Here is a 21,865-nt window from a genome sequence, read left to right on the forward strand (position 1 = left end):
CTTCTTTAGTCAATAAAGATATAAAAGATTGGTATTTCTTACAGTTATGCACTTTTTGAAAAGCCCGCATCCTGAGTGGCGCCTAACCTCCTCTTCCCACCTGGACAAGACAGAAATCAAGGACGATCGATGATGAATACTGCGAGCCAAAAGCCTTCAGAAATTTTGAATCTTTCTCTCAACTCAACCAATCAGCGGCTTCAGCATCTGGCAGTCATTCTCGACGGAAACAGACGCTGGGCACGAGCGAATGGAGTGTCAACGCGAGAGGGTTATCGCAAAGGAGGTGAGGCAGTACACAGGCTGCTTTCATGGTGTGTAGAAAACTCCATTCCCCTGGTTACATTATGGCCTCTCTCTAAAGACAACTTGAAACGTGAACCTACCGAGGTGGAAGATTTACTGATAACCATCGCCGAAGTAATAGAGCAACTCGTCGATAGTGGCAAATGGCGCCTGTCTTTTTTTGGCGAGAAAAGTGTTCTTCCAGAAAAGCTGATCAAGATCATCTCTAACGCGGAATCAAGCACCCGAACAATCAGTGGAACCCGCGTCAACATCGGCGTGGCATACAGTGGAAAACTGGAAATCATTCACGCACTTCAAGAAATACTGGCTACGCGTATATCTAAAAACCCACCCAATGCGCCAAACCGCAAAATATCTATCGATGAAATAACAAACAACTTATACAGCGCAGGAACACCAGACCCTGATCTTGTAATCAGAACGTCCGGAGAGCAACGCCTTTCCGACTTTATGCTTTGGCAATGCGCTTACAGCGAATTTTATTTTTGCGATGTTTGTTGGCCAGACTTCAGCCGTGAGGATTTTGATCTAGCGCTGCAAAGTTTCGCAACACGGCAGCGTCGTATCGGTTACTAACTATAAAAATGATCCATCGATAATGATAACTTCAAGGGGCCGCGCGCTATGTTTTCGACAAAAAACCATCTTGATTTCCCTTTCTTGAATTATCCTTTCCCATCTGAAAAACATCCGTCAGCAGAATTAGTCGATACACAAATGATCGAGTGGTTGTCCCTGCACAAATTACTAGAAAATGAAAAACTTGCATTTGCCGTTCACCATGGTCGCTTCGGTGAATTTGCCGCGAGAGAATATCCCAACGCCACAGCTGATGGATTGCAACTTATAACCTATGTATTCGGATGGCTTTTCGTTATCGACGACATTATTGCTGACTGTGGCTTTCTCGGAAAACAACCTGCAGAGCTTTGCCGCGTTCAGCTTTGGCTGCGTGAAATAATGGACGCACCAAGAACATTCGACAGGAAAACTTTCGACTTTTCGAACTACCCATCGGATCAAATAGCGATTTTGAGTAATTTGGGAGAAGCAACTGCTGATCTATGGGAACGTTTAGAAAATTTTTGCTCGGCCACTCAATATATGCGCTGCGCTGAAGCAGCCAGCTACTATTTTCTCGGTCTTATATGGGAGGCTGGGTGGCACCAGGCAAATAAACTCCCGACACCGAACGAATATCTTAGTGGAAGAAAATTTACGACAGCCACACCCCTTGGACTTGCACTTCAAGACGTAGCAATGCAACGCGAAGTACCTTCTGAAGAATACCAAAGCAAAGAAATTCGCAAACTGATTGCAATAACTACCAGTTTGACTGCGTATTGCAATGACATTTTTTCTTTTCCAAAGGAGCGGGACGAGCCTCATACGTTATCTCTCAACTACCCTGCCACTCTAATTTTCCACAAAGGACTTGATGCACAGGACGCCATAAACTTCGCAGCTGATAGCCATAACAAACTGATGGCGGAATTTTTACACCTGGAACAAACTTGCAGCCAACATGCAAGCCTGCAATGTCTTCATTTTCTTAATGCCATGCGTTCAGAGTTGAGAGGACATTACGACTGGGCCCTCAACTCTCCGCGGTATGCCCTCTCAAAGCACTACGCTAACGTTGGTTAGATCGTCCGCCCCTGCTCGACGAAAAAGCCGCTTCAACCCGAAGGTTGAAGCGGCCAAGGCATATGCCTCAAGGAATCAGTGCACGAACAGGGCGATCAGGATGATGATCGGGATCGGTACGCCGAGGAAAAACAGCAGTAGTGAGCGCATGGTGGTTCTCCTTGATTAACGGACTGGCGGCAGCGTGGTCGTGGTGTAGGTTTCGACTTCGACGTACTCGACCGCATCCCGGCGGCGACCGCCGAAGGTGGCCGAGAGGCTGGCGAAGAACGCACCGGCCAGCAGCGCGATGAACATCCACAGCGAAGTCCAGGCAGCGACTTTGGCGGCGGTGTCGGCGGCTTGTTGCGCTTTCACCTTGGCGTCGGCGATTGCCTTCTGGGTGCGGGCGTAGATTTCATCAACCCGACGTTCGGCGTCAGCCTGGGTCAGGTTGGTACGCTGGGCGACCAGTTGGGCGAGGTAGGTGCGGTCTTCGGCGCTGAGCTGACCGTTTGCCAGGCTCTGGGCGAAGATCCGGGTCACGGTGCCACGGGCGGCGTCATCGCTGACGGCGGCGGGACGATCGTCGCGGAACAGGCTGTCGACGAAGTAGCCGTACTGATCGCCGTCAGTGTTGGCCGCTGCGGTGCCGGCTGCTTGGGTCATCGCACTGGCTGCGCCACCGGCAACACTTGCACCGGCCTGCACGCCACCGCTGACAATGCTGCTGACCGAACCGACCACCAGCGTAGCGGTGACCAGCGTGGCCACGCACCAGGCGAGGAAGCCATGAGCGGTGTCGCGGAAATACACCTCGTCACCGTGCATGTTGGCCCACTTCACCCGCAGGCGACCGGCGATATAGCCACCGAGCCCCGAGGCAATGATTTGCGTGGCGGCCAGCCAGATGATGGTGGAAATGCCCAGGCCCTTGGCGCTGACGCCCTCCCCGGCCCACGGAGAAACGGCGGAGAAGCCCAGACCGAAACCCAGCAGCACCAGAATCAGCGACAGCGCCGCAGCCGCGGCAGCCCCTGCGAAGATCGCGCCCCAGGACACGCCCGAGACGTTGCTCGACTCTCCTTCGTAGGCAGGATAAAACCCATCAGAGGATCTATTCATTGTTGTAGTGCTCCAGGCATGAAAAATGGTGTTACAACTCGTCATCAGATGAATTGCAGTGACCGTGCCAGTCGGCAATATTAAATAAATCGTTTTAATTCAATCAGTTAAAAACTCTGAACTTCTTAGGACCATGCAATTTGCAACAACGGCTCGATAACAGCGGGTTTTATGCATTGGCACAAAAGCCCGGTCGTAGCGTTTGTATCCGCTAAAACATGAAAGTTAATTTAAAGCGCCCGCGCAAAATCTTGGCAAAATGCTGCCATTGCGTTTGAACAGACCAGCAGGCCCACCATGACTCGCATCCTCACCATCGAAGACGACGCCGTGACCGCCCGGGAAATTGTCGCCGAACTGAGCAGCCACGGCCTCGACGTGGACTGGGTCGACAACGGCCGTGAAGGCCTGGACCGCGCCGTCAGCGGCAACTACGACCTGATCACCCTTGACCGCATGCTGCCGGAGCTTGATGGCCTGGCCATCGTCACCACGCTGCGGACCATGGGCGTGGCGACGCCGATCCTGATGATCAGCGCCCTCTCCGACGTCGACGAGCGTGTGCGTGGCTTGCGCGCCGGCGGCGATGACTACCTGACCAAACCGTTCGCCACCGATGAAATGGCCGCCCGGGTCGAAGTATTGCTGCGTCGCCAGAACAGCAACGGCGCACAACCGACCACGTTGCAGGTGGCGGATCTGCAACTCGACCTGATCAGCCACGAAGCCCGCCGCGCCGAGCAGGTGCTGACGCTGTTGCCGACCGAGTACAAGCTGCTGGAATTCCTGATGCGCAACAGCGGCCAGATCCTGTCGCGGATGATGATTTTCGAGGAGGTCTGGGGCTATCACTTCGACCCTGGCACCAACCTGATCGACGTGCACATCGGCCGCCTGCGCAAGAAGATCGACCCGCCGGGCAATGTCCCGCTGATCCGTACGGTGCGAGGCTCGGGTTATGTCATTGCCGAACCCGTCTGACGGTTGGCGTTCTTCCAGCAGTCGCTTGCTGGCGCTGTACAGTTCGTTGTTCGTGGCCTGGAGCGCGATCCTGATGGGGGTCATGTACTTCGAGGTCTCCGGTTACCTCGACAACCTGGCCAAGCATTCGCTGATGCAACGTCAGCATCTGTTTTCGCACTTTCGCGGCGATCAGCTGGAAGACGCGCTCGCCGCCAGCATGACCTTCGACATTCGCGGCATCGACGCCTACGGTCTGTTCGACGCCCAGCATCGCTACCTCGGCGGCGCGCTGCAGAGGATCCCCGAGGGCCTGCCGCTGGACGGCAAGATCCACATGCTCAGCGAATGCGCCGACTCCGACGACCCGACCCTGCCCGCCGACAGCTGCGACGCAGTCGCCACCCCGACCCGCGACGGCCGCTGGCTGGTGTTGTTGCGCGACAACGGTTCGCTGTTCGCGGTGACCAGGATCATTCTGCATGCGTTGCTCTGGGGCGTGTCGCTGACGATTGTGCCGGGGATCATCGGCTGGCATCTGCTGCGTCGGCGGCCGATGCGGCGGATCCGGGCGATCCAGGACAGTGCCCAGTCGATCGTCGCCGGCGACCTGACCCATCGCTTGCCGCTGTCCAATCGCCGCGATGAACTGGACATGCTCGCCGCCATCGTCAACGCCATGCTTGATCGCATCGAGCGCTTGATGAACGAAGTCAAAGGCGTGTGCGACAACATCGCCCATGACCTGCGCACCCCGCTGACCCGTTTGCGTGCGCAGTTGTATCGCATGCAACAACAGGCCGGCGAAGGCTCGCCGGAAGCGGCGCAACTGGATCTGGTGCTGGCCGAGGCCGATACGCTGATGGCGCGGTTTCGCGGTTTATTGAGGATTTCCGAACTGGAGGATCGTCAGCGGCGCTCGGGGTTTGTCGAGCTCGATCCGGTGTTGTTGCTGCAGGAACTGCACGAGTTCTATTTGCCGCTGGCCGAAGACGACGAGTTGCGCTTCGAGCTGAACATGCCGGAAACCCTGCCGATGCTGAACGGTGATCGAGCGTTGCTGTTTGAAGCGCTGGCGAACCTGTTGAGCAATTCGATCAAGTTCACCCCGGCCGGTGGCACGGTGGTGTTGCGCGGGGTCAATGATGCGGGGCATACGCGGATCGAGGTGCATGACTCCGGCCCCGGTATTCCCGAGACCGAACGGGAGGCGGTGTTCCAGCGCTTTTATCGCGCCGAGGGCGGGCAGTTGCAGAATGGCTTTGGCCTGGGGCTGTCGATTGTCGCGGCGATCGTCAACCTGCATGGGTTCAGTCTTGAGGTGGGACGCAGTGATCTGGGCGGGGCGAAGCTGGTGCTGGATTGTCGGCAGAGCTTGATTTCACAGTCCTGAACTTCATGTATTCCCCATGTGGGAGCCAACCTGCTGGCGATGACGGTGTGTCAGTCAATGAATAGTTGAATGATCGACCGTTATCGCTAGCAGGCTAGCTCCCACAAGGGGTTCTTGCAGAAACTCAGGCGGGATAGTTCGCGCGCAGCGCTTCGAGGCCACCCTGATAGATGCCGCTGAACAGCGCCACCACTTCCTCATCGCTCACGCCCTTGGCCGTGAAGCGTCCCGACCACGTCACCTTCGCGCCTTGCCCCTGGGCTTCAACGCGAATCGTCGCCAGATAATCGGTGGCCGGAAACGGTGCCTGCAGAATCGAATAACTGTAGGTTTTGCCCGCGTTATCGAACGTCTCCAGACGCTCGACCACCACCCCGCCGTCAGCGGTTTGCAGGGTGCGCACACGCCCGCCTTCACTCAGTTCGCTGTTGGGAATGAACGGCAGCCAGTCCGGCAGGGTGTTGAAGCCGCCAATCAATTGCCAGACCTGATCGGCCGAAGCCGGGATGTCGATCGTTGCTGATGCTGTTGCCATAAATAAAAAGTCTCTCGATAAATTCAGATAGTCAGGCTGTCGACCACGCCGCCGTCGACCCGCAACGCGGCGCCGGTGGTGGCTGAAGACAGCGGTGAAGCGATGTAGGTGACCAGGTGCGCGACCTCTTCGACATCCGCCACGCGCTGGATGATCGAGCTCGGGCGGGCGCGGCGCACAAAGGCGTCAGCCTCGTCCCGCAGGCTGCGGCCAGACTCGGCGGCGGCATCCTTGAGCATTTCCTCGACACCGTCGGTGAAGGTCGGCCCGGGCAAAATCGCATTAACCGTAACCCCGGTGCCAGCCAGACGTTTGGCCAGACCATGGGACACCGCGAGGTTGGCGCTTTTGGTCACGCCATAGTTGATCATGTCGGCCGGGGTGGCCACGCCGGATTCCGAAGACAGGAAGATCACCCGGCCCCAGCCCTGTTCGACCATCGCCGGTACGTAATGCCGCGACAGGCGAACGCCGGAGATCACGTTGATTTCGTAGAAGCGCGTCCACTCATCGTCCGGCGCATCGAAGAAATCCACGGCGTTGTAGATGCCGAGGTTGTTCACCAGGATGTCGGCTTTCGGTTCAGCGGCGAACAGTTTCTGCGCGCCTTCGGCCGTGCCCAGATCCGCCGTCAGACCGCGCAGTTGCGCCCCCGGCACTTTGCCTCGAATGCTTGCCAGCGCCTGCTCGACCTTGGCCGCGTCGCGACCGATCACCACCACCGTGGCGCCCGCCTCGGCCAGCGACTGGCTGATGCCCAAACCGATGCCCGCCGTGCTGCCGCTGACAATCGCCAGTTTTCCGCTCAGATCGATCTTCATGCTTTCACCTCGTCGATGGGTAATGGTGCACGTTCGGACACCAGTTTCGCTTCACGCATGGCCTGCCAGAAACCGGCCGGAATGACCGCCGACAGCGCCGCCACATCTTCAACGATGCGCCCCGGTTTGCTCGCGCCGGGAATCACGGCTGCCACGGCCGGATTGGCCAGCGAGAATTGTAGTGCAGCCGCTTTGACATCCACGCCATGGGCCGCAGCAATGCGTTTGATCTGCTCGACCTTCGCCACGATCTCAGGGCTGGCCTTCTGGTATTCGAAGTGCGCGCCGCCGGCCAGGATCCCCGAGCTGTAGGGGCCGCCGACCACGATTTCAACATTCTGCGCCCGCGCCGAATCCATCAAACGCTGCAAGGCGCGGTCGTGGTCGAGCAAGGTGTAGCGGCCGGCCAGCAGGAAGCCGTCAGGCTGCGCCTCGGTCAGGTCCAGCGTCAACTCGCACGGTTCAACCTTGTTCACGCCCAGGCCCCAACCCTTAATCACGCCTTCTTCACGCAGACGGGTCAGGACTTTAAAGGCACCGGTGCGGGCCTGATTGAAGTACTCGAGCCATTGATCGCCGTAGAAATCCTGAGCGATATCGTGGACCCAGACGATGTCGAGGCGATCGGTTTTCAGACGCTTGAGGCTGTCTTCGATCGAACGCAAGGTGGCGTCGGCGCTGTAGTCGTTGACGATCTTGTTCGGGCGACCGTGTTCGAACACCCCACTTTTCTCGCCCAGATCCCGGGCGGCGGCGTCTTCGACTTCATCGAGAATCACCCGGCCGACCTTGGTGCTGAGCACATAGTCGTCGCGCTTGTAGCGGGACAGTGCTTCGCCGAGGCGGATTTCCGAGAGGCCCGAGCCGTAGAACGGTGCGGTGTCGAAGTACCGCACGCCGGCATCCCATGCCGCGTGCACGGTGGCTTGCGCTTCTTCTTCAGGAATGGCGCGGAACATGTTGCCCAGTGGCGCGGTGCCAAAGCCGATTTGGCCGGGGAGTTTGTCTTTCAAGCTCATGATGCAGTCCTCGTAGTTCGTGGTCGGTGTTGACCGTTGAGCAGATCCTAGATTGCGCTACTCAGACCGTCCAAGACATAATCCGCAGCACTTGAGTCCCTGAAGGTCTGACATGATCGACATCCGCCAATTGCGCTACTTCGTCGCCGTCGCCGAGGAAGAACACGTCGGCCGCGCCGCCGAGCGCCTGCACATTTCCCAGTCGCCCCTGAGCCGACAGATCGCCCAGCTCGAAGAACGCCTGGGCCTGACCCTGTTCGAACGCAGCCAGCAGCGCATACGCCTGACCCGCGACGGCCAGACCTTTCTCGCCGAAACCCGCGCCCTGCTGACCCACGCCAACCGCCTGGAATCCCTCGGCAAACGCCTGGGCCGTGGCGAAGAAGGCGGCCTGTGCATCGGCTACATCGAGAACGCGATGCACGCCGGGGTTTTGCCCAATGCCTTGCGCGTACTGCGGGTCGACCGGCCTAACGTGCATGTCGCGCTGTACAACCTGAGTTCTGCCGAACAACTGGAAGGCCTGCGTCAGCGTAGCCTCGATATCGCGCTAGTCAGTGAACCGCCGACGATCGACGATCCCGACCTGCTGGGCTTTCAGGTGCTGGACGACCCGATGCTGCTGGCGCTGCCCGAAGGACACCCGCTGAACCAACTGGCGTCGCTGACCCCGGCGGATCTGGCCGATCAGGAATGGATCGGCGTGCAGCCACGCCAAGGGGCCGACGATGAGTTCGTCAGCGCCTGCATCCGTGCAGGCTTCACCCCGGATGTGCGGATGCAGGCCACCGAGCCGTTTACCGCGCTGGGGCTGGTCGCTTCGGGCCTGGGGATCGCGATGATCCAGAAAGGCCTGAGCCATAACGCACCGCCGGGTGTGGTGCTGCGGGAAGTGCCGTGGCTGGCGTTTACCACGCCGTTGTGGGCGGCTTGGCACCGAGTCAATTTACGGCCGTTGGTGGAGACGTTTCGTAAAGTGTTGACCGGGTCCGATATCTCCGGCGCCTGAAAATCCGCAGACCCTCACCCTGGCCCTCTCGAAACGTCGGACCGCCCGTAGGGAGAGGGAACCTATCGAGGGATATTGACGTGATAAATCGACCTGAAAAATCTGGTGTGAATCCATAACCAGGTTGATCCGGCACTGAGAGTTGGTCTGGTCTACAGTGAATTTTCCATTCCACTTCACAAGGACGTGAAGCATGCAAAATCGCCCTACCCTCGACCAACGCCGATTCGCCCGCCACTTACGCGCCAGCCAGACCGATTGTGAGCAACTGCTCTGGCAGAAGCTGCGAGCACGGCAGGTGGCGGGGCTGAAATTTCGGCGGCAGGTGCCGGTTCCGCCATTTGTGCTGGATTTCTATTGTGTGGAATTGAAGTTGGCGGTTGAGCTGGATGGAGGGCAGCATTTTGAGGCAGCGGGAAAGATTCATGACCGGCGGCGTACGGTTTATCTTCAGCGGCTGGGGATTGAGGTGGTGCGATTTAGTAACGTGGAGGTGATTCGGCAGATGGGTGAGGTGTTGGAGCAGATTGAGCGGATTGCGCAGGAGCGTCGATTGCGACTCTGATCCAGAAGCCCCCTCACCCTAGCCCTCTCCCGGAGGGAGAGGGAACCGATCGGGGGATATTGAAGAGATCCGCCGACGTGAGCGAAATGTTTTGAATCCATAATCGACTCGAAGTCCCAGGTAGACGCCCGGAATCCATAGTCGACTCGAAGTCCCAGATAGACGCCCGGAATCCATAGTCGACTCGGTATCTCAGGTCGATGCATCCCTCAAAACACCTCGGTCGGCCCCCTCTCCCTCCGGGCGGTCCGACGTTTCGGGAGGGCTGGGGTGAGGGCAAGCGGTCTACGCGGAACTCCTGAGCATTCAAGCCCCCTACCGCGCCCACCCCGCCAACAGCTGCGCACTGATACTCACCCCGCCACAAACAATGACCACCACATCATGCGCCCCCGCCAGCGCCGAATGATCAAGGTACGCCACCGCCAGCGAAACCGCGCACGCCGTTGATCCTCCATACGCCGTTGCCACCGGCTAAACGCCGGGGATCGTGCCGGGATCTACACTGAACGGAACAGCCCGTGAGGTGCCTATGAAAATGTCTGCGCAAATGACCGTGGTCGCAGTGCTCGCCACCCTCGCCTATCTGGGCCTGGCGATGTGGGGCATCGGTGGCGTGGCGGTGTTTTTTTCTCACGGCGCATTGGTCGTGGTGGCCCTGGCCACGCTGGCCATGGTGGTGGCGTCGCTGTTCACGGAAGTGAATCTGAGCACCGGCGAGCGCGAGGACCGGGCCAATCGCTGGGTGATTCCGGCGTTCGCCGTAATCGGATTGGTCAGTGCCTTTCTGCCGGCTTATTGCGACCGCATCGGCTTTTGGACCATCGGCCGCGAAGGCACCCGTTGGCTGGGAGCGCTGTTGTTTATCGTCGGCGGCGGATTGCGTTTATGGCCGGTGTTTGTGCTGGGCCATCGGTTCAGCGGGTTGGTGGCGATTCAGCCGGGGCACAGGTTGGTCACCGAAGGCATCTACCGGCATCTGCGCAACCCCAGTTATCTGGGGCTGGTGATCAATGCGATCGGCTGGGCACTGGCGTTTCGTTCGGTGGTCGGCCTGTTGCTGGCGGCGCTGACGCTGATCCCGCTGATCGCCCGCATCCACGCCGAAGAGGCCCTGCTGCGTGCGCAGTTCGGCGCCGAATACGACGCTTATTGCGCGCGCAGCTGGCGACTGGTGCCCTGGGTTTATTGAGGTTGCAGGCGCAGCTGGCCGTCGCTGTCGATGCTCAGCGCAATGTCGCGGTAACTGGCGATGGTCGCGTGTGCAGTTTCAAGCGGATGCTGGTGAGTCGTGGTGATGATCATCAACGGCGCACCGGCGGCTTCAGCGGCCTGGATGCCGACGGTGGCGTCTTCGAAAATCAGGCAGTCCGCCGGCTCAAGGCCCAGGCGTTTGGCCGCCAGTCGATAACCGGCCGGATCCGGTTTGCCGGCGCTCACGTCTTCAGCGGTGATCATCACCGCCGGTTCAGGAATCCCCGCCGCCGCCATCCGCCGCAATGCCAGATCCCGTGGCGCCGAGGTCACCATGGCCCAGCGATCCGCCGGCAACGACTTGAGAAACGCCGCAGCACCGGGAATCTCGACAATGCCTTCGACGTCTTCGATTTCCGCCGTGTTGATGAACGCCGCTTGCGCCTCGGCGTCCACGCCCGGCAGGTTCAAACGCGTGATGGTGTCGATGGCGCGCACGCCATGGATGGTCGGCAGGAACGTTTCGACGTTCACCCCGTGGCGCACGGCCCAGGCGGACCAGATCCGCTCGGCGGCGGCGATGGAGTTGAGGACGGTGCCGTCCATGTCGAACAGGAACGCGCCGAACGCGCGGTTGAAAATAGTCTCGTGAGCTGACAAAAGATCACTTCCTCGCAAGGGGCCGGGCAACGATGCCCGGCAATGTAGCACTTGCAGGACGCTTCAGTGCAGACGCGGCGCCCTGGATTTGAACGCACTGTCCACGCAATCGAGCAACTGGCCGATTGCCCAAGGCTTCTTGATGAACGCCACCGGATGTTTCACCCCTGAGGTTTCCGGCGTTTCATAACCGGACATGACCATCACCGGTTTGTCCGGCCAGCGATCGCCGACCAGATTGGCCAGGTCCGCGCCGTTAAGGGTGCCGGGCATGGTGATGTCGGTGAGCAGCAGCGCCACTTCCGGCGCGTGCTCTTCCAGGTATTGCGAGGCCGCATCGGCACTGGTCTGCGGCTCGACCTTGAAACCTTCCTCCTGAAGAATTTCGCAAAGAAACTCCAGAATCAACGGATCGTCCTCGACTACCAGAATCAATCCGCCAGGAAGGTGCGCGCTCGACGTCGAAATTGGACACATGAACTGGCACTCCCTGAATTGCATGAACGATTTAGCGGCTTGATTCCGCTGCTTATCAGGTATGAGCAGCACCTTCTACAGAAATTCATTTTTGATACATGTCTTTTCGATAACAGCCGTTCGACGGGCAGTCGCCGGCGCATAATTGCGGTTAAAATGCGCGCCCTTTTGCTGGCCGATCCTGATTGATGAACCCTCAAGCCCTCGCCGTTCTCCATGCCCACCTGCTCACCGCGCTGACTTCGGCCCCGGCCGAAACCCGGCGTCTGTTCCATGGGCGCGGGCGTTGCTGGCCGGGGCTGGAGCAAGTCACTGTGGATTGGCTGCAGGGCGTGATGCTGGTGTCATTGTTCAAGGAGCCCGAGGCTTCGCAGCTGGAAGACCTCAAGCGTCTGTTGCTGGAAATCACCGTTTCGGCGCCATGGCAGCAGTCCGGTGCCCACACTCTGCTGATCCAGCATCGTTACCTGCCGCAGAGCACTGCCGAATGGCTGTTGGGCGAAGAAATCGACGAGATGACCATCGTCGAGGGCGGGCTGAAATATCGGGTGGATCTGGGCCGCAAGCAGAACGCCGGGCTGTTCCTCGACATGCGTTACGGGCGCAACTGGGTACGTGAACAGGCGGCGGGCAAACGGGTGCTGAACCTCTTCGCCTACACCTGCGGCTTCTCGGTGGCGGCCATCGAAGGTGGCGCCAGCCATGTGGTCAACCTCGACATGTCCCGCGCGGCCCTGAGCCGGGGCCGCGACAATCACCGGTTGAACGGGCACGACCTGAGCAAGGTGAGTTTCCTCGGCCACGACCTGTTCAAGTCCTGGGGCAAGGTGATCAACAGCGGCCCGTATGACCTTGTGATTATCGACCCGCCGTCGTTCCAGAAAGGCAGTTTTCTGCTGACCAAGGATTACCAGCGCGTGCTGCGCCGTTTGCCGGAATTGCTCACGGCGCACGGCGCGGTGCTGGCGTGCATGAACGATCCTTCGTTCGGTTCGGACTTCCTGATTGATGGCGTGACCCAAGAGGCGCCGAGCCTGCGCTTCGAGCAACGGCTTGAAAACCCGCCGGAGTTTCCGGATATCGACCCGGAAAGCGGTCTGAAGGCGCTACTGTTCAAGCAGATCGGCTGATTCCGGTCAGCGCGGGCGCAGCACCAACGCAAACAGCTCACCATGCCCGGTGACGTTGAGCTTGTGATAGAGATTGCGCCGGTGCACCTTCACGGTCTCCGGCGAAATGTTCATGTGCTGGGCGATGGCCTTGCTGGAGAAGCCCTGAAGAATCAGACGCGCCGTATCGATCTCGCGCGCGGTCAGACGGGCGTCGAAGCGGTCGAGCAGCGCCGCAATATCGCCGACCGGCGCTTCGACCGCCGCGCCTTGCGGCGGCATCAACTGCACATGCCGACGCATCGCTGACAGCACCCAATCCCGCACGCAGAGCAGGCGCCCCTGCTCCTGCAAACTGAACGCCGTCGAGCGGCCCATCGACAAGCCGAGCACGCCGTCGTCGAGGTTGACCAGAAATTGCAGCTCATCCGCGCCGACCACCGAGCGGAAGTAACTCTGGTAGTACTCGCTGTGCAGAAACTGGTCCGGCGCCACGGATGCAAGGCTGTGCAAACCGTCGGAGATCCCGGCGCAGGCGGCCTGATAGAACGGATCAAGCAGGTACATGCCGGCACAGTAACCAGCCAGTTCTTCCTGCTCGTCGGCGCGGCCCTGGCTGTCGAAGTCGATCAGCAATAGCGGCGGCCGCCCCGTCTGCATCACCGCCACCAGCGCATTGTCCAACGGCACCAGCAACCGCAGCGTATCGACCAGCGCCCGCCAGAAACCGTCCTGACCTACCGTAGCGAACACTCGCGACAGGCTCTGATGCACCGGCAATTCCTGCAGTAACGCGTCCACGCTCTACCCCTTTTGAGTAACCCATGATGGGAATGGGTGCGGCGCGGCCCGCCCGATAAGCTGACCACTCCTGTTCATCACCGGCCTGCCAACAGGCCAGGAGTGCCGCATGATGCGTGGTCATCGTGGGTATATCAACCTGGGTCTGATGGGCGTTTTGTCCGCGGCGCTGAGTGCGCAGGCGGCCGATGCGCCGAGCGTGCATGTCTATAACTGGTACGACTACATCGGCCCGAACACCCTGCATGATTTCAAGCGTGACAGCGGTATCGAACCGGTCTACGACACCTTCGACAGTGCCGAAGTACTGGAAGGCAAACTGATGACCAGTCGCAGCGGCTACGACGTGGTGGTGGCGAGCAACTTCAGCCTGCCGACCCTGATCAAGGCCGGCGCCCTCGCCCCGCTGCCCCGCGATCAACTGCCGGGCTGGAAGAACCTCGACAACGATCTGCTGAACAAACTGGCCAACAACGACCCCGGCAACCAGTACGCCGTGCCGTATCTGTGGGGCACCAACGGCATCGGCTACAACGTCGACAAGGTGCGCGCCGTGCTGGGCGATAAGGCCCCGCTGGATTCCTGGGATCTGGTGTTCAAGGAAGAGAACCTGGCCAAACTCGGCGAATGCGGCGTGGCGATGCTCGATTCGCCGTCGGAAATGCTCCCGGTCGCGCTGCACTACCTCGGCCTGCCGCCGAACAGCACCAAGGCCGAGGACTATCAGAAAGCCGAAGCGCTGCTGCTGAAACTGCGCCCGCACATTGCCTACTTCAATTCCTCGAAATTCATCAGTGATCTGTCCAACGGCAACATCTGCGTGGCGGTCGGTTGGTCCGGCGCAATGCTCGAAGCCAAGACCACCGCCGAGCAGGCCGGCAACGGCGTGAAGATTCAGTACAGCCTGCCGAAGGAAGGCGCGCCGGTGTGGTTCGACACGCTGGTGCTGCTCAAGGACGCACCGCATCCGGCCCAAGGCCTGGCGTTCATCGACTACCTACTGCGGCCCGATGTGATTGCGCCGGTCAGCGATCACCTGTCCTACCCCAACGGCAATCGCGCCGCCACGGCGCTGGTTGCCCAGATCACCCGCGACAACCCGGCGGTGTACCCGTCAGCCACAGCGATGGCCACGTTGTACACCCTCGAGCCCTTGCCCAAAGCCACAGAACGGGTGCGTACGCGGGTGTGGAGCAAGGTCAAGAACGGTCAATAAAAACCCTCGAATCACTGCCTTCAACAGAGAGAACATCAATGAAACCACGTGCCCGCGATCTCCATATCCGCATCGGTCAATTGCAGCCTGGCCCGCTCAACGCCATCACCGACGTACCCGGCGTACGAATCGGCCACAGCAATGTGCGCGGCCGCAGCGCCAGCGGTCGTGACATTTGCAGCGGCGTCACCCTGATCGAACCCCGCGCCGGTTCGACCAATGCCCAGCCGTGTTTCGCCGGGGTCCATGTGCTTAACGGCAATGGCGATGCCACGGGACTTGAATGGATTCGGGAAGCCGGCCTGCTGACCAGTCCGATCGCCTTCACCAACACCCACAGCCTCGGCGTGGTGCGCGATGCCTTGATCGAACTGGATCGCGCGCAGCAACCGGACGACGGTCGGCTCTACTGGAACATGCCAGTGGTGCTGGAAACCTTCGATGGCTTGCTCAACGACATCAACGGCTTTCATGTGAAACCCAAACATGTGGCCGAAGCGATGAGCAATGCGGTTGATGGCCCGGTGCAGGAAGGCGCGGTGGGCGGTGGCAGCGGCATGATCTGTCATGAATTCAAGGGCGGGATCGGCACCGCATCACGCCGCTTGAGCAAGGCTCAAGGTGGCTGGACAGTGGGTGCCATCGTGCAGGCCAACCACGGGATTCGCAGCGAACTGCGAGTCGACGGCTACCCGGTCGGGCGATATATGGAACAAGTGGATTCGCCGTTCCTGCGCGCTTCGTTGCCGCATCCTGGCATGGGCTCGATCGTAGTGGCCCTCGCCACCGATGCACCGCTGTTGCCGCATCAATGCACGCGACTGGCGCAACGGGCGAGCCTCGGTCTGGCGCGCACCGGCGGCGGCAATGAGGATCACAGCGGTGACATCTTCATCGCCTTCGCCACTGGCAACGGTCATATCCCGCCCGCCGCCTACGAAGGTAAAGGCGCATCGACCTGCGACGGCTTGCGGATGGTCAACAACGATCACATCAGCGAGCTGTTTCTGGCGGCGACCGAGGCGGTGGAAGAAGCGATCATCAACGCCTTGCTTGCCAGCGACAGCACCGAAGGCAACGGGCATTCGGTGCCGGGGCTGGATGCCGCCACCCTGCTCGCGGCCCTGGATAAAGCCGGGTGGCCGGGTGCGCGCTGATACCATGACGCCCTTATGCGCCCCCTCCGCCAGCGCCCCAACAGCAGGTGACTGACGGTACTTGAGCGCATCCCCCCACCTTCCTACGATGGAATGACGCAGCCGCTTGGCCCGCCAAACCGCTGCGTAGGTGCGGGTGCTCTGAACCCCAATCAAGCCCGCACCTGGCTTCATGCGCATCTTGAGCCTCGCGGGCTCTACTTCCTCCCCATCAAAGAGTCTTGAGGCTCTTTTTTGCCCTGACAAATGTAATCCACAAGAATTGCTACGCAGTGCTGGCGCTTTGACACCAAGCAGCCATACTCTACTTGTTTTGCGGGTTCAGTTGTCACGCCAAACAGGGAATCTGGGCGGCAGCGAAATTTTTCAGTCGTTTTTGCATATACCGCCAGGATGAATCTATTTAGCGGAAACTTTCCGCCTTTAGATAAAGGTATCGATATGCAAAATCTTGGAATCGCCGTGTTGCTAGCGCTGGCGTCAACTCTGGTCGCATGTTCCTCTCACCTTGAAACCCGGGAGTTTGTACCCGGCGGTGCAACACCCACTGGCGTACCCTACCGACTGACATTCAATCAGTACGACATCACGGTCAAGTGGCAGGCAACTGAATGCAATCGTCAAACTAACGAATTAGCCATAAAAATCAGCGCATCTCTTAAACAGAAGACAGCGCATGACCCGGAGGTTTATTACATTGATCCGCGATCACTTACCGGCTGGTTCAAAACAGGAGAAAGTACATTTGAGTGGCACCCCAATCGAGCAACCAAGTCGGTAAACGCTTCAGCTGACGACAAACTGGGTCAATCCATAGTTAACATTGCTACAGGAATCGGAAAAATCATTCCTGCCACGATAGCCGGTGGATCACCCAGAGGCCAAACATGTACGAGCTTGATGGCACAGAACATTAACGATGTGGACTCTGCTCAGGACAAGGTATTACGTGCGAGCGATAACGTCGCCGCAATGACACTCGAACTGACACGTCAAAATTCGCGAATCACATCCATGGGATCAAATGTTGATCGAGCATCGAGCAAAGCCAAATCAAAAGCAGTGCGACAATTGGAAGTCACCACCCTTAATCTGGAACAAGAAAAACTGGCTCTGGAGCAGGCTCTGAAAAAAGTCAGCTTCCAACAAACCCAAACCTGGCCAGCCACACCTGACGAACTTAAATCAACAACAGCGTTAAAGTTACCAACTCTATTTGTGAAGAAATGGGGACTGTCCTCGGGCAAAAGCTCCGACACATTAAAAACAATTAATGATCTTGACGTGTACTTCCAGCTTTCCACCATTCACAACATGACATATCCCTCCTCTGCACCGGTAAAAATCGATTCGGAACGAGTTGCGAGTAAATCCGTTGATGTCCGTGGATGGAAGGGTCTTCCCTATAGGGAGCCGGTAGACGGAGTACTGACAGTTTGCGCAAAAAAAGCCTGTTCTCAATCGGGATCGATAGCCGTTGATTCCATTGAAGTACAGTCACTTCAGTTAGGGCCAATGCTTGTGATGCCGTTCGAGGGACGCCCCTTTGCATCCAACAAGGCTTCCGCCGTTTTCGCAGAGGACGGCACGTTGAGCTCCGCAGGCTATTCCCAGATAAGGTCGACAGCGGAGGGCGTTACCGAAACATTCAAAAACTCCTCGGAGCAATTGGCACCAGTCATTACTGCAGAGAGAGAGGAGGAGCTGAAAACTTTGACCTTGAAGGCGAACACAGCAAAAGCCAAAAAGGAACTTGAGGATGCACGAGCCAATCCGACCGCGGATGAAGCTCTTTTAAAATCGCTTGAAAGCGAACTTGCCCTGGCCGAGGCCGAAACAAAACTGATCAATGCAAAAAAAGCGTTGATTGCGGCTAAAAATGGAGGTGCGCAATGAGCCCCGCTAAAATAAAATCTGGCAGCCTCAACCCCGAACTCAGATCAGCCTTACTTGAAAAGGAGCTTACTTGGAAAGTAGCTGATCAAAAATCCCCCCCATTTATTGCCGAACCAGAAACTCTCGATATTCGCACCGTATCGCTTGAGAAAAACGTAATAGATGTTTTCGCCAAACACGTAGACATCGCATTCCCCCTAATCACCGACAAATCCAATTTTCAACCTGTTAAAGATCAGGGAGAAACTCAAGCGTGCACAAGTTTCGCTTTGGCATCCACAATAGAAGACCGCCTGCGTGTATCCAACAAAGCCACACTCAGCCTCTCGCCTCTTTTTATTCATTACTGCATTGCAGAGCTGACGTTGGATAGTCCGCTGGATTTAACCTACGCGATGGAAACCGACGCACCCAACGCCACATTCGCCTTGTCTGAATCGGGGGATTCCAAAGATTTACCCGCTCAGTGCGGTACCAGACAGGGTGCTGTTCGCTTGATAAATATTGCGCCAGTCACTGGTGACGAAGAAGCGCGTAACGCACTGCAAACAGGCCCGATCATCGCGACAATGGAAGACTGGGAAGACTTTCACAGGTTCTACGGCGGAGGTGTTTATCGGCATGCCTCGGGCGTCGGAAAACAACTACATACAATTGAGGTCGTGGGCTTCGATAGTGAGAGTTGGATAGTAAAAAACAGCTGGGGAACGTCATGGGGAGAAAAAGGTTTCGCCAGAATTGCTTTTGGCGAATGTAATCTTTTCAAGCTTGCAGCATTCAGCTTCGACCCCGTACTGACCTGATGCTTAGCGATGGCTAGCAAACCTGCCCGATCCGGGGCACAGGCCGGATCGGGTACCGCCGCCCTGGAGAAACCAATCAATGCAAGATCAGGCGCTGACGAACAAATTCTTCGGTGCGGCGGGTGACCTGATCCAGATGCCGGTCGCGCTGTTTCTCGGCATCGAGCATCGCGCGCTTGCCGTGCTTTTGCAGAAGGTAGGTGTGGATTTGCTGCACTTCCAGCGAACGGTAGATCGGTGTCGTGTCGATAAAACCGCGCAACCCGTTGCTGCGGTAATGCCGAGTGCTCATCAGCACCTGCGTTTCGAGCTGGCCCAGCACCTCGAAACCCAGCGCTTCGAAATACGGCACCTTGCCGACGCTGCAGGTCAGTTCGGCATGGGGGTAACGCGCCACCATGTCCGCGATCAACGAACGGGCCACACCCTGACGCCGATGCCCCTCGCGCACCGCCAGATAGGCCACGTTGCACGCCTCCCAATCGCCCTGCACCGGCAGGTACAACAGGAAGCCGATCACCTGCTCCGGATCATCGTCGTCGGTGGCCACCAGCAGCTCCACTTCGGTGCCCTTCTCGCCGTTCAACGCCTCCAGGTACAGATGAACCTCGTAGCCGACCGCGTACTGATAAACGTTGTACAGCAGATTGCTCGGGCCCAGCCCTACAGCGCTGATGTCGGTCAGATAGTCGACCACCATCTGCAGGATCTGGCTGTTGACGCCTTCGGGGCATGGGGATTTGTAGTGGGTGATGCGGGGCATGGCGGGCGGACTCCAACGGTAAAACACAGGTTGCCGGGCGAGTTGAGCGACCGGCGAACCGCGACATCATACCTTGTGCACGCCTGACAAAAATTTCATCTGCCCGAGAACGGATCTTTCGCCGATTTGGCGTCCAATTTTTCAACTGCGTTCATTTCCCGACGCAGGCCTTGAGGAGTTGCCATGAACGTTCTGCGTTCCGCGAAAACCATCAAATCCTTGCTCGCTGCCGCGCTGGTAGCGATCACCCTCTCGGGCTGTGTCGTCGAACCGGTTCGCCCGCATCGGCCACCACCGATCGTTGAGGTGGTTCCGGTCATGCCTGCGCCGGGTTATCACTGGGTTGCCGGGCATTACCGCTGGGCCGGCAACCAATGGCGCTGGATGCCAGGGCATTGGCGAGCGTACTGAGGCCGGTCACTGCGCGGGGGCAACGACCTTGAACTTGATGTCGATGTCCTTGGAAACCACGGTGTCCGCCCACTCCCCTGCACCGAGCCCGAACTGGTCGCGCTTGAGCACCAGTTCGCCGTCGAAAATGCCGATGCTGCTGTCGGGTTTGAGTTGCACCGGCACCTGCACCTCACGGGTGATGCCTTTGAGCGTGAGATGGCCGTCGACCAGATAACGGTTGTCGCCGGCCGGGCTGAAGCGGGTCGATTCGAACACAGCCACCGGGAATTTCTCGGTGTCGAACCATGCCGGTTTCACCAGCTCGGTGTTGGCGTCTTCACTGCCGGCGTCGATGCTGGTCAGGTCGATGTGCAGCGTGGTGCGGGCATTGGCGAGATTGTCGCTGTCGAAATCCAGCGTCGCATCGAACTTGCCGAACGTGCCGTACATCCGCGAGCCCATCTGGTTGTAGGTGAAACTGATCTGACTGGCGGTGGTATTGACGCGGGTGTACTCCACCGCTTGCACAGCAGGGACGACAATCAGGCAACACGCGGCAGCCAATAACAATCGAATCGACATGGAATGCTCCGGCGCCCGATGGGGCTCGAATGACTTAAGCAAACATCCGGCACTTGCGCCAGCCCCGCCAAGGCCCACCCGGCCCGTCACACCAATCGCTCGATCTTCTGATGCTGCCAGACCCGTTTGTAATACAGCGTCTGCAGCACCAGCATCCCCAGATACGCGATCGGAAACGCCATCCACACACCCTGCAGACCGAACTGCCCGTCCAGCCAGTAGGCCGCCGGCAACTGCACACCGAGCACACAGATGATCGCCACGCCCACCGGCACCAGCACCGTGCCGCTGGCGCGCATGATGCCGCCGATGATCGCCTGGAAACCGAAGATCAACAGGCTCCACAACATGATGTGCAACAGGTGCTCGGCCATCGCCCGGGTCGAGTCTTCGGTCAGGAACAACCCCAACAACCAGTGCGACAACAGGTAACCCGACAGGATCAAGCCACCGGTCAGGCACACGTTGATCCACAGCCCGGTGCGCAGGATCGGGCCCATTCGCTCCAACCGTCCGGCACCGATCGCCTGGGCGCCGAGGATCGACGCGGTGATCGCAATCGACAGCGCCGGGAACTGCACGTAGTTGACGATCTGCGTCACCGCACCATAGGCCGCCGTCGCCTGCGAGCCGTGCTGGTTGACCAGCGCCAGAATCACCAGCTCCGACAGCGACAGCACAATCATCTGCACCCCGGTCGGCAGGCCGATACGCAACACCTTGCCGAGAATTGCGCCGTCCAGTCGCAGCGCCGCGAAGAACTCACGATCCGGCGCCAGTGGATGACCCTTGCGGATCAGGCTCCATGACAGCCACGCCATCGACGTCAGCGTGCCGGCCAGACCTGCAACCGCCGCGCTCTGGATGCCCAGTTGCGGCAAGCCGATCCAGCCGCGAATGAACGCCGGAGTCAGCGCCAGCCCGACAACGGTCGACAGCAGCAGCGCCAACATCGGCGACAGTGTGTCGCTCACCCCGCGTAACAACTGGGTGAACAGCACGTACACCAGCACAAACGGCAAGGTCCACATCATCACCCGGGCATAGGCCACCGCATCGTCCAGCACATCCGCCGGCGTGCCCAAACCCTGCAAGGCCTGACGCGCAAACACACTGCCCAGCACCGCCGCCACCAGCCCGATCAATACCCCAAGCAACAGCGTCGCCCCGGCAATCGCCTTGACCATATGCGACTCACGCGCGCCCCACGCCTGACCGATCAACACCCCTGCCCCGGCGCCCAGGCCGATGACCAGCGCGATAAAGAAAAAAATGATCGGAAACATCCCCGACACCGCCGCCAGCGCCTGCGTACCGAGCATCTGGCCGATGTAGATGCTGTTGACCGTGCCCGACATCGATTGCAGGAAGTTCGACAGCACCATCGGGGCCAGGAACAGCAGGTAGGTTTTCCAGAGGGGGGATTGAGCGGGGGTTTGCATTGAGGTCCGT

23 protein-coding genes and 1 pseudogene are annotated in these 21,865 nt (G+C 58.8%); 13 read left to right on the forward strand and 11 right to left on the reverse strand.

Annotated features, from left to right (window positions below; genetic code table 11):
- The first annotated feature begins 132 nt into the window (after positions 1 to 132).
- Positions 133 to 885 (forward strand): polyprenyl diphosphate synthase, encoded by a 753-nt coding sequence (gene uppS, locus PDR5_RS29390; RefSeq protein ID WP_172829491.1) that lies wholly within the window; start codon positions 133 to 135, stop codon positions 883 to 885.
- Between the two features lie 48 nt (positions 886 to 933).
- Positions 934 to 1,956, forward strand: coding sequence for a terpene synthase family protein (locus PDR5_RS17725; RefSeq protein WP_156669345.1), 1,023 nt, complete (start codon positions 934 to 936; stop codon positions 1,954 to 1,956).
- Positions 1,957 to 2,121: 165 nt separating this feature from the next.
- Here PDR5_RS17725 and PDR5_RS17730 read toward each other — a convergent pair whose 3' ends face one another.
- Positions 2,122 to 3,060, reverse strand: coding sequence for a hypothetical protein (locus PDR5_RS17730; protein WP_064597616.1), 939 nt, complete (start codon positions 3,058 to 3,060; stop codon positions 2,122 to 2,124).
- Positions 3,061 to 3,357: 297 nt separating this feature from the next.
- On the opposite strand from PDR5_RS17730, the gene PDR5_RS17735 reads away from it, so the two are divergent.
- Both PDR5_RS17735 and PDR5_RS17740 read left to right on the forward strand, forming a co-directional pair.
- Positions 3,358 to 4,041 carry a response regulator transcription factor gene (locus PDR5_RS17735; RefSeq protein ID WP_007952956.1) on the forward strand — a complete coding sequence of 228 codons (684 nt, stop codon included), beginning with the start codon at positions 3,358 to 3,360 and terminating at the stop codon, positions 4,039 to 4,041.
- Positions 4,019 to 5,413 carry a sensor histidine kinase gene (locus tag PDR5_RS17740; protein ID WP_064597617.1) on the forward strand — a complete coding sequence of 465 codons (1,395 nt, stop codon included), beginning with the start codon at positions 4,019 to 4,021 and terminating at the stop codon, positions 5,411 to 5,413. Before PDR5_RS17735 ends, PDR5_RS17740 begins: the two co-directional genes overlap by 23 nt.
- 124 nt (positions 5,414 to 5,537) lie before the next feature.
- On the opposite strand, the gene PDR5_RS17745 is transcribed toward PDR5_RS17740, so the two are convergent.
- The 3 genes from PDR5_RS17745 to PDR5_RS17755 are packed head-to-tail and all read right to left on the reverse strand — an operon-like array spanning position 5,538 to position 7,788.
- Positions 5,538 to 5,948, reverse strand: a complete 411-nt coding sequence (locus PDR5_RS17745; RefSeq protein WP_064597619.1) for an SRPBCC family protein — start codon at positions 5,946 to 5,948, stop codon at positions 5,538 to 5,540.
- A gap of 23 nt (positions 5,949 to 5,971) precedes the next feature.
- On the reverse strand, positions 5,972 to 6,769 hold the full coding sequence (locus PDR5_RS17750; RefSeq protein ID WP_064597620.1) for an SDR family NAD(P)-dependent oxidoreductase: 798 nt from the start codon (positions 6,767 to 6,769) through the stop codon (positions 5,972 to 5,974).
- Positions 6,766 to 7,788: an aldo/keto reductase gene (locus PDR5_RS17755; RefSeq protein WP_064597622.1), complete on the reverse strand. Its 1,023-nt coding sequence runs from the start codon at positions 7,786 to 7,788 to the stop codon at positions 6,766 to 6,768. Before PDR5_RS17755 ends, PDR5_RS17750 begins: the two co-directional genes overlap by 4 nt.
- A gap of 112 nt (positions 7,789 to 7,900) precedes the next feature.
- Here PDR5_RS17755 and PDR5_RS17760 point away from each other — a divergent pair, with 112 nt between their 5' ends.
- Positions 7,901 to 8,797: a LysR substrate-binding domain-containing protein gene (locus PDR5_RS17760; RefSeq protein WP_064597624.1), complete on the forward strand. Its 897-nt coding sequence runs from the start codon at positions 7,901 to 7,903 to the stop codon at positions 8,795 to 8,797.
- A gap of 193 nt (positions 8,798 to 8,990) precedes the next feature.
- Positions 8,991 to 9,362 carry an endonuclease domain-containing protein gene (locus PDR5_RS17765; RefSeq protein WP_064597626.1) on the forward strand — a complete coding sequence of 124 codons (372 nt, stop codon included), beginning with the start codon at positions 8,991 to 8,993 and terminating at the stop codon, positions 9,360 to 9,362.
- Positions 9,363 to 9,677: 315 nt separating this feature from the next.
- Here PDR5_RS17765 and PDR5_RS30220 read toward each other — a convergent pair.
- Positions 9,678 to 9,806 (reverse strand): annotated as a pseudogene (locus PDR5_RS30220) (pyridoxal-phosphate dependent enzyme); the annotation flags it as partial.
- 88 nt (positions 9,807 to 9,894) lie between these two features.
- Here PDR5_RS30220 and PDR5_RS17770 point away from each other — a divergent pair.
- Positions 9,895 to 10,554: a methyltransferase family protein gene (locus tag PDR5_RS17770; RefSeq protein ID WP_064597628.1), complete on the forward strand. Its 660-nt coding sequence runs from the start codon at positions 9,895 to 9,897 to the stop codon at positions 10,552 to 10,554.
- Here the strand turns inward: PDR5_RS17770 and PDR5_RS17775 are convergent.
- Together PDR5_RS17775 and PDR5_RS17780 are read right to left on the reverse strand one after the other, a co-directional pair.
- Positions 10,548 to 11,216: an HAD family hydrolase gene (locus PDR5_RS17775; protein ID WP_064597633.1), complete on the reverse strand. Its 669-nt coding sequence runs from the start codon at positions 11,214 to 11,216 to the stop codon at positions 10,548 to 10,550. The genes PDR5_RS17770 and PDR5_RS17775 overlap by 7 nt on opposite strands.
- A gap of 63 nt (positions 11,217 to 11,279) precedes the next feature.
- Positions 11,280 to 11,693 carry a response regulator gene (locus tag PDR5_RS17780; protein WP_039767308.1) on the reverse strand — a complete coding sequence of 138 codons (414 nt, stop codon included), beginning with the start codon at positions 11,691 to 11,693 and terminating at the stop codon, positions 11,280 to 11,282.
- Between the two features lie 188 nt (positions 11,694 to 11,881).
- Here PDR5_RS17780 and PDR5_RS17785 point away from each other — a divergent pair, with 188 nt between their 5' ends.
- Positions 11,882 to 12,823, forward strand: a complete 942-nt coding sequence (locus PDR5_RS17785) for a class I SAM-dependent methyltransferase (protein ID WP_064597635.1) — start codon at positions 11,882 to 11,884, stop codon at positions 12,821 to 12,823.
- Positions 12,824 to 12,829: 6 nt separating this feature from the next.
- Here the strand turns inward: PDR5_RS17785 and PDR5_RS17790 are convergent, their stop codons facing one another.
- A complete protein-coding gene (locus PDR5_RS17790; protein WP_064597637.1) occupies positions 12,830 to 13,603 on the reverse strand; it encodes a helix-turn-helix transcriptional regulator in 774 nt (257 codons plus the stop codon).
- Between the two features lie 112 nt (positions 13,604 to 13,715).
- On the opposite strand from PDR5_RS17790, the gene PDR5_RS17795 reads away from it, so the two are divergent.
- The 4 genes from PDR5_RS17795 (at position 13,716) to PDR5_RS17810 (ending at position 18,675) form a co-directional block, all read left to right on the forward strand.
- Positions 13,716 to 14,819 carry a polyamine ABC transporter substrate-binding protein gene (locus PDR5_RS17795; RefSeq protein ID WP_064600883.1) on the forward strand — a complete coding sequence of 368 codons (1,104 nt, stop codon included), beginning with the start codon at positions 13,716 to 13,718 and terminating at the stop codon, positions 14,817 to 14,819.
- Positions 14,820 to 14,857: 38 nt separating this feature from the next.
- On the forward strand, positions 14,858 to 15,976 hold the full coding sequence (locus tag PDR5_RS17800; RefSeq protein ID WP_064597639.1) for a DmpA family aminopeptidase: 1,119 nt from the start codon (positions 14,858 to 14,860) through the stop codon (positions 15,974 to 15,976).
- Between the two features lie 441 nt (positions 15,977 to 16,417).
- The gene (locus PDR5_RS29705; RefSeq protein WP_156669346.1) at positions 16,418 to 17,872 is read left to right on the forward strand and encodes a hypothetical protein; all 1,455 of its coding nucleotides are present in this window, start codon (positions 16,418 to 16,420) and stop codon (positions 17,870 to 17,872) included.
- On the forward strand, positions 17,869 to 18,675 hold the full coding sequence (locus PDR5_RS17810; protein ID WP_064597643.1) for a C1 family peptidase: 807 nt from the start codon (positions 17,869 to 17,871) through the stop codon (positions 18,673 to 18,675). The genes PDR5_RS29705 and PDR5_RS17810 overlap by 4 nt, the downstream gene beginning before the upstream one ends.
- Before the next feature lie 76 nt (positions 18,676 to 18,751).
- On the opposite strand, the gene PDR5_RS17815 is transcribed toward PDR5_RS17810, so the two are convergent.
- Positions 18,752 to 19,438, reverse strand: coding sequence for a GNAT family N-acetyltransferase (locus PDR5_RS17815; protein WP_064597645.1), 687 nt, complete (start codon positions 19,436 to 19,438; stop codon positions 18,752 to 18,754).
- A 183-nt stretch (positions 19,439 to 19,621) separates the two neighbouring features.
- On the opposite strand from PDR5_RS17815, the gene PDR5_RS17820 reads away from it, so the two are divergent.
- A complete protein-coding gene (locus PDR5_RS17820) occupies positions 19,622 to 19,849 on the forward strand; it encodes a YXWGXW repeat-containing protein (RefSeq protein WP_039767335.1) in 228 nt (75 codons plus the stop codon).
- Between the two features lie 6 nt (positions 19,850 to 19,855).
- Here the strand turns inward: PDR5_RS17820 and PDR5_RS17825 are convergent, their stop codons facing one another.
- Together PDR5_RS17825 and PDR5_RS17830 are read right to left on the reverse strand one after the other, a co-directional pair.
- Complete coding sequence (locus PDR5_RS17825) at positions 19,856 to 20,413, reverse strand: YceI family protein (RefSeq protein WP_064597647.1); 558 nt, start codon at positions 20,411 to 20,413, stop codon at positions 19,856 to 19,858.
- A gap of 86 nt (positions 20,414 to 20,499) precedes the next feature.
- The gene (locus PDR5_RS17830; RefSeq protein ID WP_064597649.1) at positions 20,500 to 21,855 is read right to left on the reverse strand and encodes an MATE family efflux transporter; all 1,356 of its coding nucleotides are present in this window, start codon (positions 21,853 to 21,855) and stop codon (positions 20,500 to 20,502) included.
- Positions 21,856 to 21,865 lie beyond the last annotated feature (10 nt).

The sequence above is a fragment of the Pseudomonas sp. DR 5-09 genome, from assembly GCF_001655595.1.
GTDB classification, from domain to species: domain Bacteria; phylum Pseudomonadota; class Gammaproteobacteria; order Pseudomonadales; family Pseudomonadaceae; genus Aquipseudomonas; species Aquipseudomonas pharyngis.

Excerpts from the sequence above, each read along its gene's own strand:
- PDR5_RS17795 (WP_064600883.1), top strand. The coding sequence starts at position 13,716 with ATGCGTGGTCATCGTGGGTATATCAACCTGGGTCTGATGGGCGTTTTG.
- PDR5_RS17750 (WP_064597620.1), bottom strand. The coding sequence starts at position 6,769 with ATGAAGATCGATCTGAGCGGAAAACTGGCGATTGTCAGCGGCAGCACG.
- PDR5_RS17800 (WP_064597639.1), top strand. The coding sequence starts at position 14,858 with ATGAAACCACGTGCCCGCGATCTCCATATCCGCATCGGTCAATTGCAG.
- PDR5_RS29705 (WP_156669346.1), top strand. The coding sequence starts at position 16,418 with ATGCAAAATCTTGGAATCGCCGTGTTGCTAGCGCTGGCGTCAACTCTG.
- PDR5_RS17770 (WP_064597628.1), top strand. The coding sequence starts at position 9,895 with ATGAAAATGTCTGCGCAAATGACCGTGGTCGCAGTGCTCGCCACCCTC.
- PDR5_RS17780 (WP_039767308.1), bottom strand. The coding sequence starts at position 11,693 with ATGTGTCCAATTTCGACGTCGAGCGCGCACCTTCCTGGCGGATTGATT.
- PDR5_RS17725 (WP_156669345.1), top strand. The coding sequence starts at position 934 with ATGTTTTCGACAAAAAACCATCTTGATTTCCCTTTCTTGAATTATCCT.
- PDR5_RS17730 (WP_064597616.1), bottom strand. The coding sequence starts at position 3,060 with ATGAATAGATCCTCTGATGGGTTTTATCCTGCCTACGAAGGAGAGTCG.
- PDR5_RS17820 (WP_039767335.1), top strand. The coding sequence starts at position 19,622 with ATGAACGTTCTGCGTTCCGCGAAAACCATCAAATCCTTGCTCGCTGCC.
- PDR5_RS17755 (WP_064597622.1), bottom strand. The coding sequence starts at position 7,788 with ATGAGCTTGAAAGACAAACTCCCCGGCCAAATCGGCTTTGGCACCGCG.
- uppS (WP_172829491.1), top strand. The coding sequence starts at position 133 with ATGAATACTGCGAGCCAAAAGCCTTCAGAAATTTTGAATCTTTCTCTC.
- PDR5_RS17765 (WP_064597626.1), top strand. The coding sequence starts at position 8,991 with ATGCAAAATCGCCCTACCCTCGACCAACGCCGATTCGCCCGCCACTTA.
- PDR5_RS17785 (WP_064597635.1), top strand. The coding sequence starts at position 11,882 with ATGAACCCTCAAGCCCTCGCCGTTCTCCATGCCCACCTGCTCACCGCG.
- PDR5_RS17740 (WP_064597617.1), top strand. The coding sequence starts at position 4,019 with ATGTCATTGCCGAACCCGTCTGACGGTTGGCGTTCTTCCAGCAGTCGC.
- PDR5_RS17825 (WP_064597647.1), bottom strand. The coding sequence starts at position 20,413 with ATGTCGATTCGATTGTTATTGGCTGCCGCGTGTTGCCTGATTGTCGTC.
- PDR5_RS17745 (WP_064597619.1), bottom strand. The coding sequence starts at position 5,948 with ATGGCAACAGCATCAGCAACGATCGACATCCCGGCTTCGGCCGATCAG.
- PDR5_RS17810 (WP_064597643.1), top strand. The coding sequence starts at position 17,869 with ATGAGCCCCGCTAAAATAAAATCTGGCAGCCTCAACCCCGAACTCAGA.
- PDR5_RS17815 (WP_064597645.1), bottom strand. The coding sequence starts at position 19,438 with ATGCCCCGCATCACCCACTACAAATCCCCATGCCCCGAAGGCGTCAAC.
- PDR5_RS17760 (WP_064597624.1), top strand. The coding sequence starts at position 7,901 with ATGATCGACATCCGCCAATTGCGCTACTTCGTCGCCGTCGCCGAGGAA.
- PDR5_RS17735 (WP_007952956.1), top strand. The coding sequence starts at position 3,358 with ATGACTCGCATCCTCACCATCGAAGACGACGCCGTGACCGCCCGGGAA.
- PDR5_RS17830 (WP_064597649.1), bottom strand. The coding sequence starts at position 21,855 with ATGCAAACCCCCGCTCAATCCCCCCTCTGGAAAACCTACCTGCTGTTC.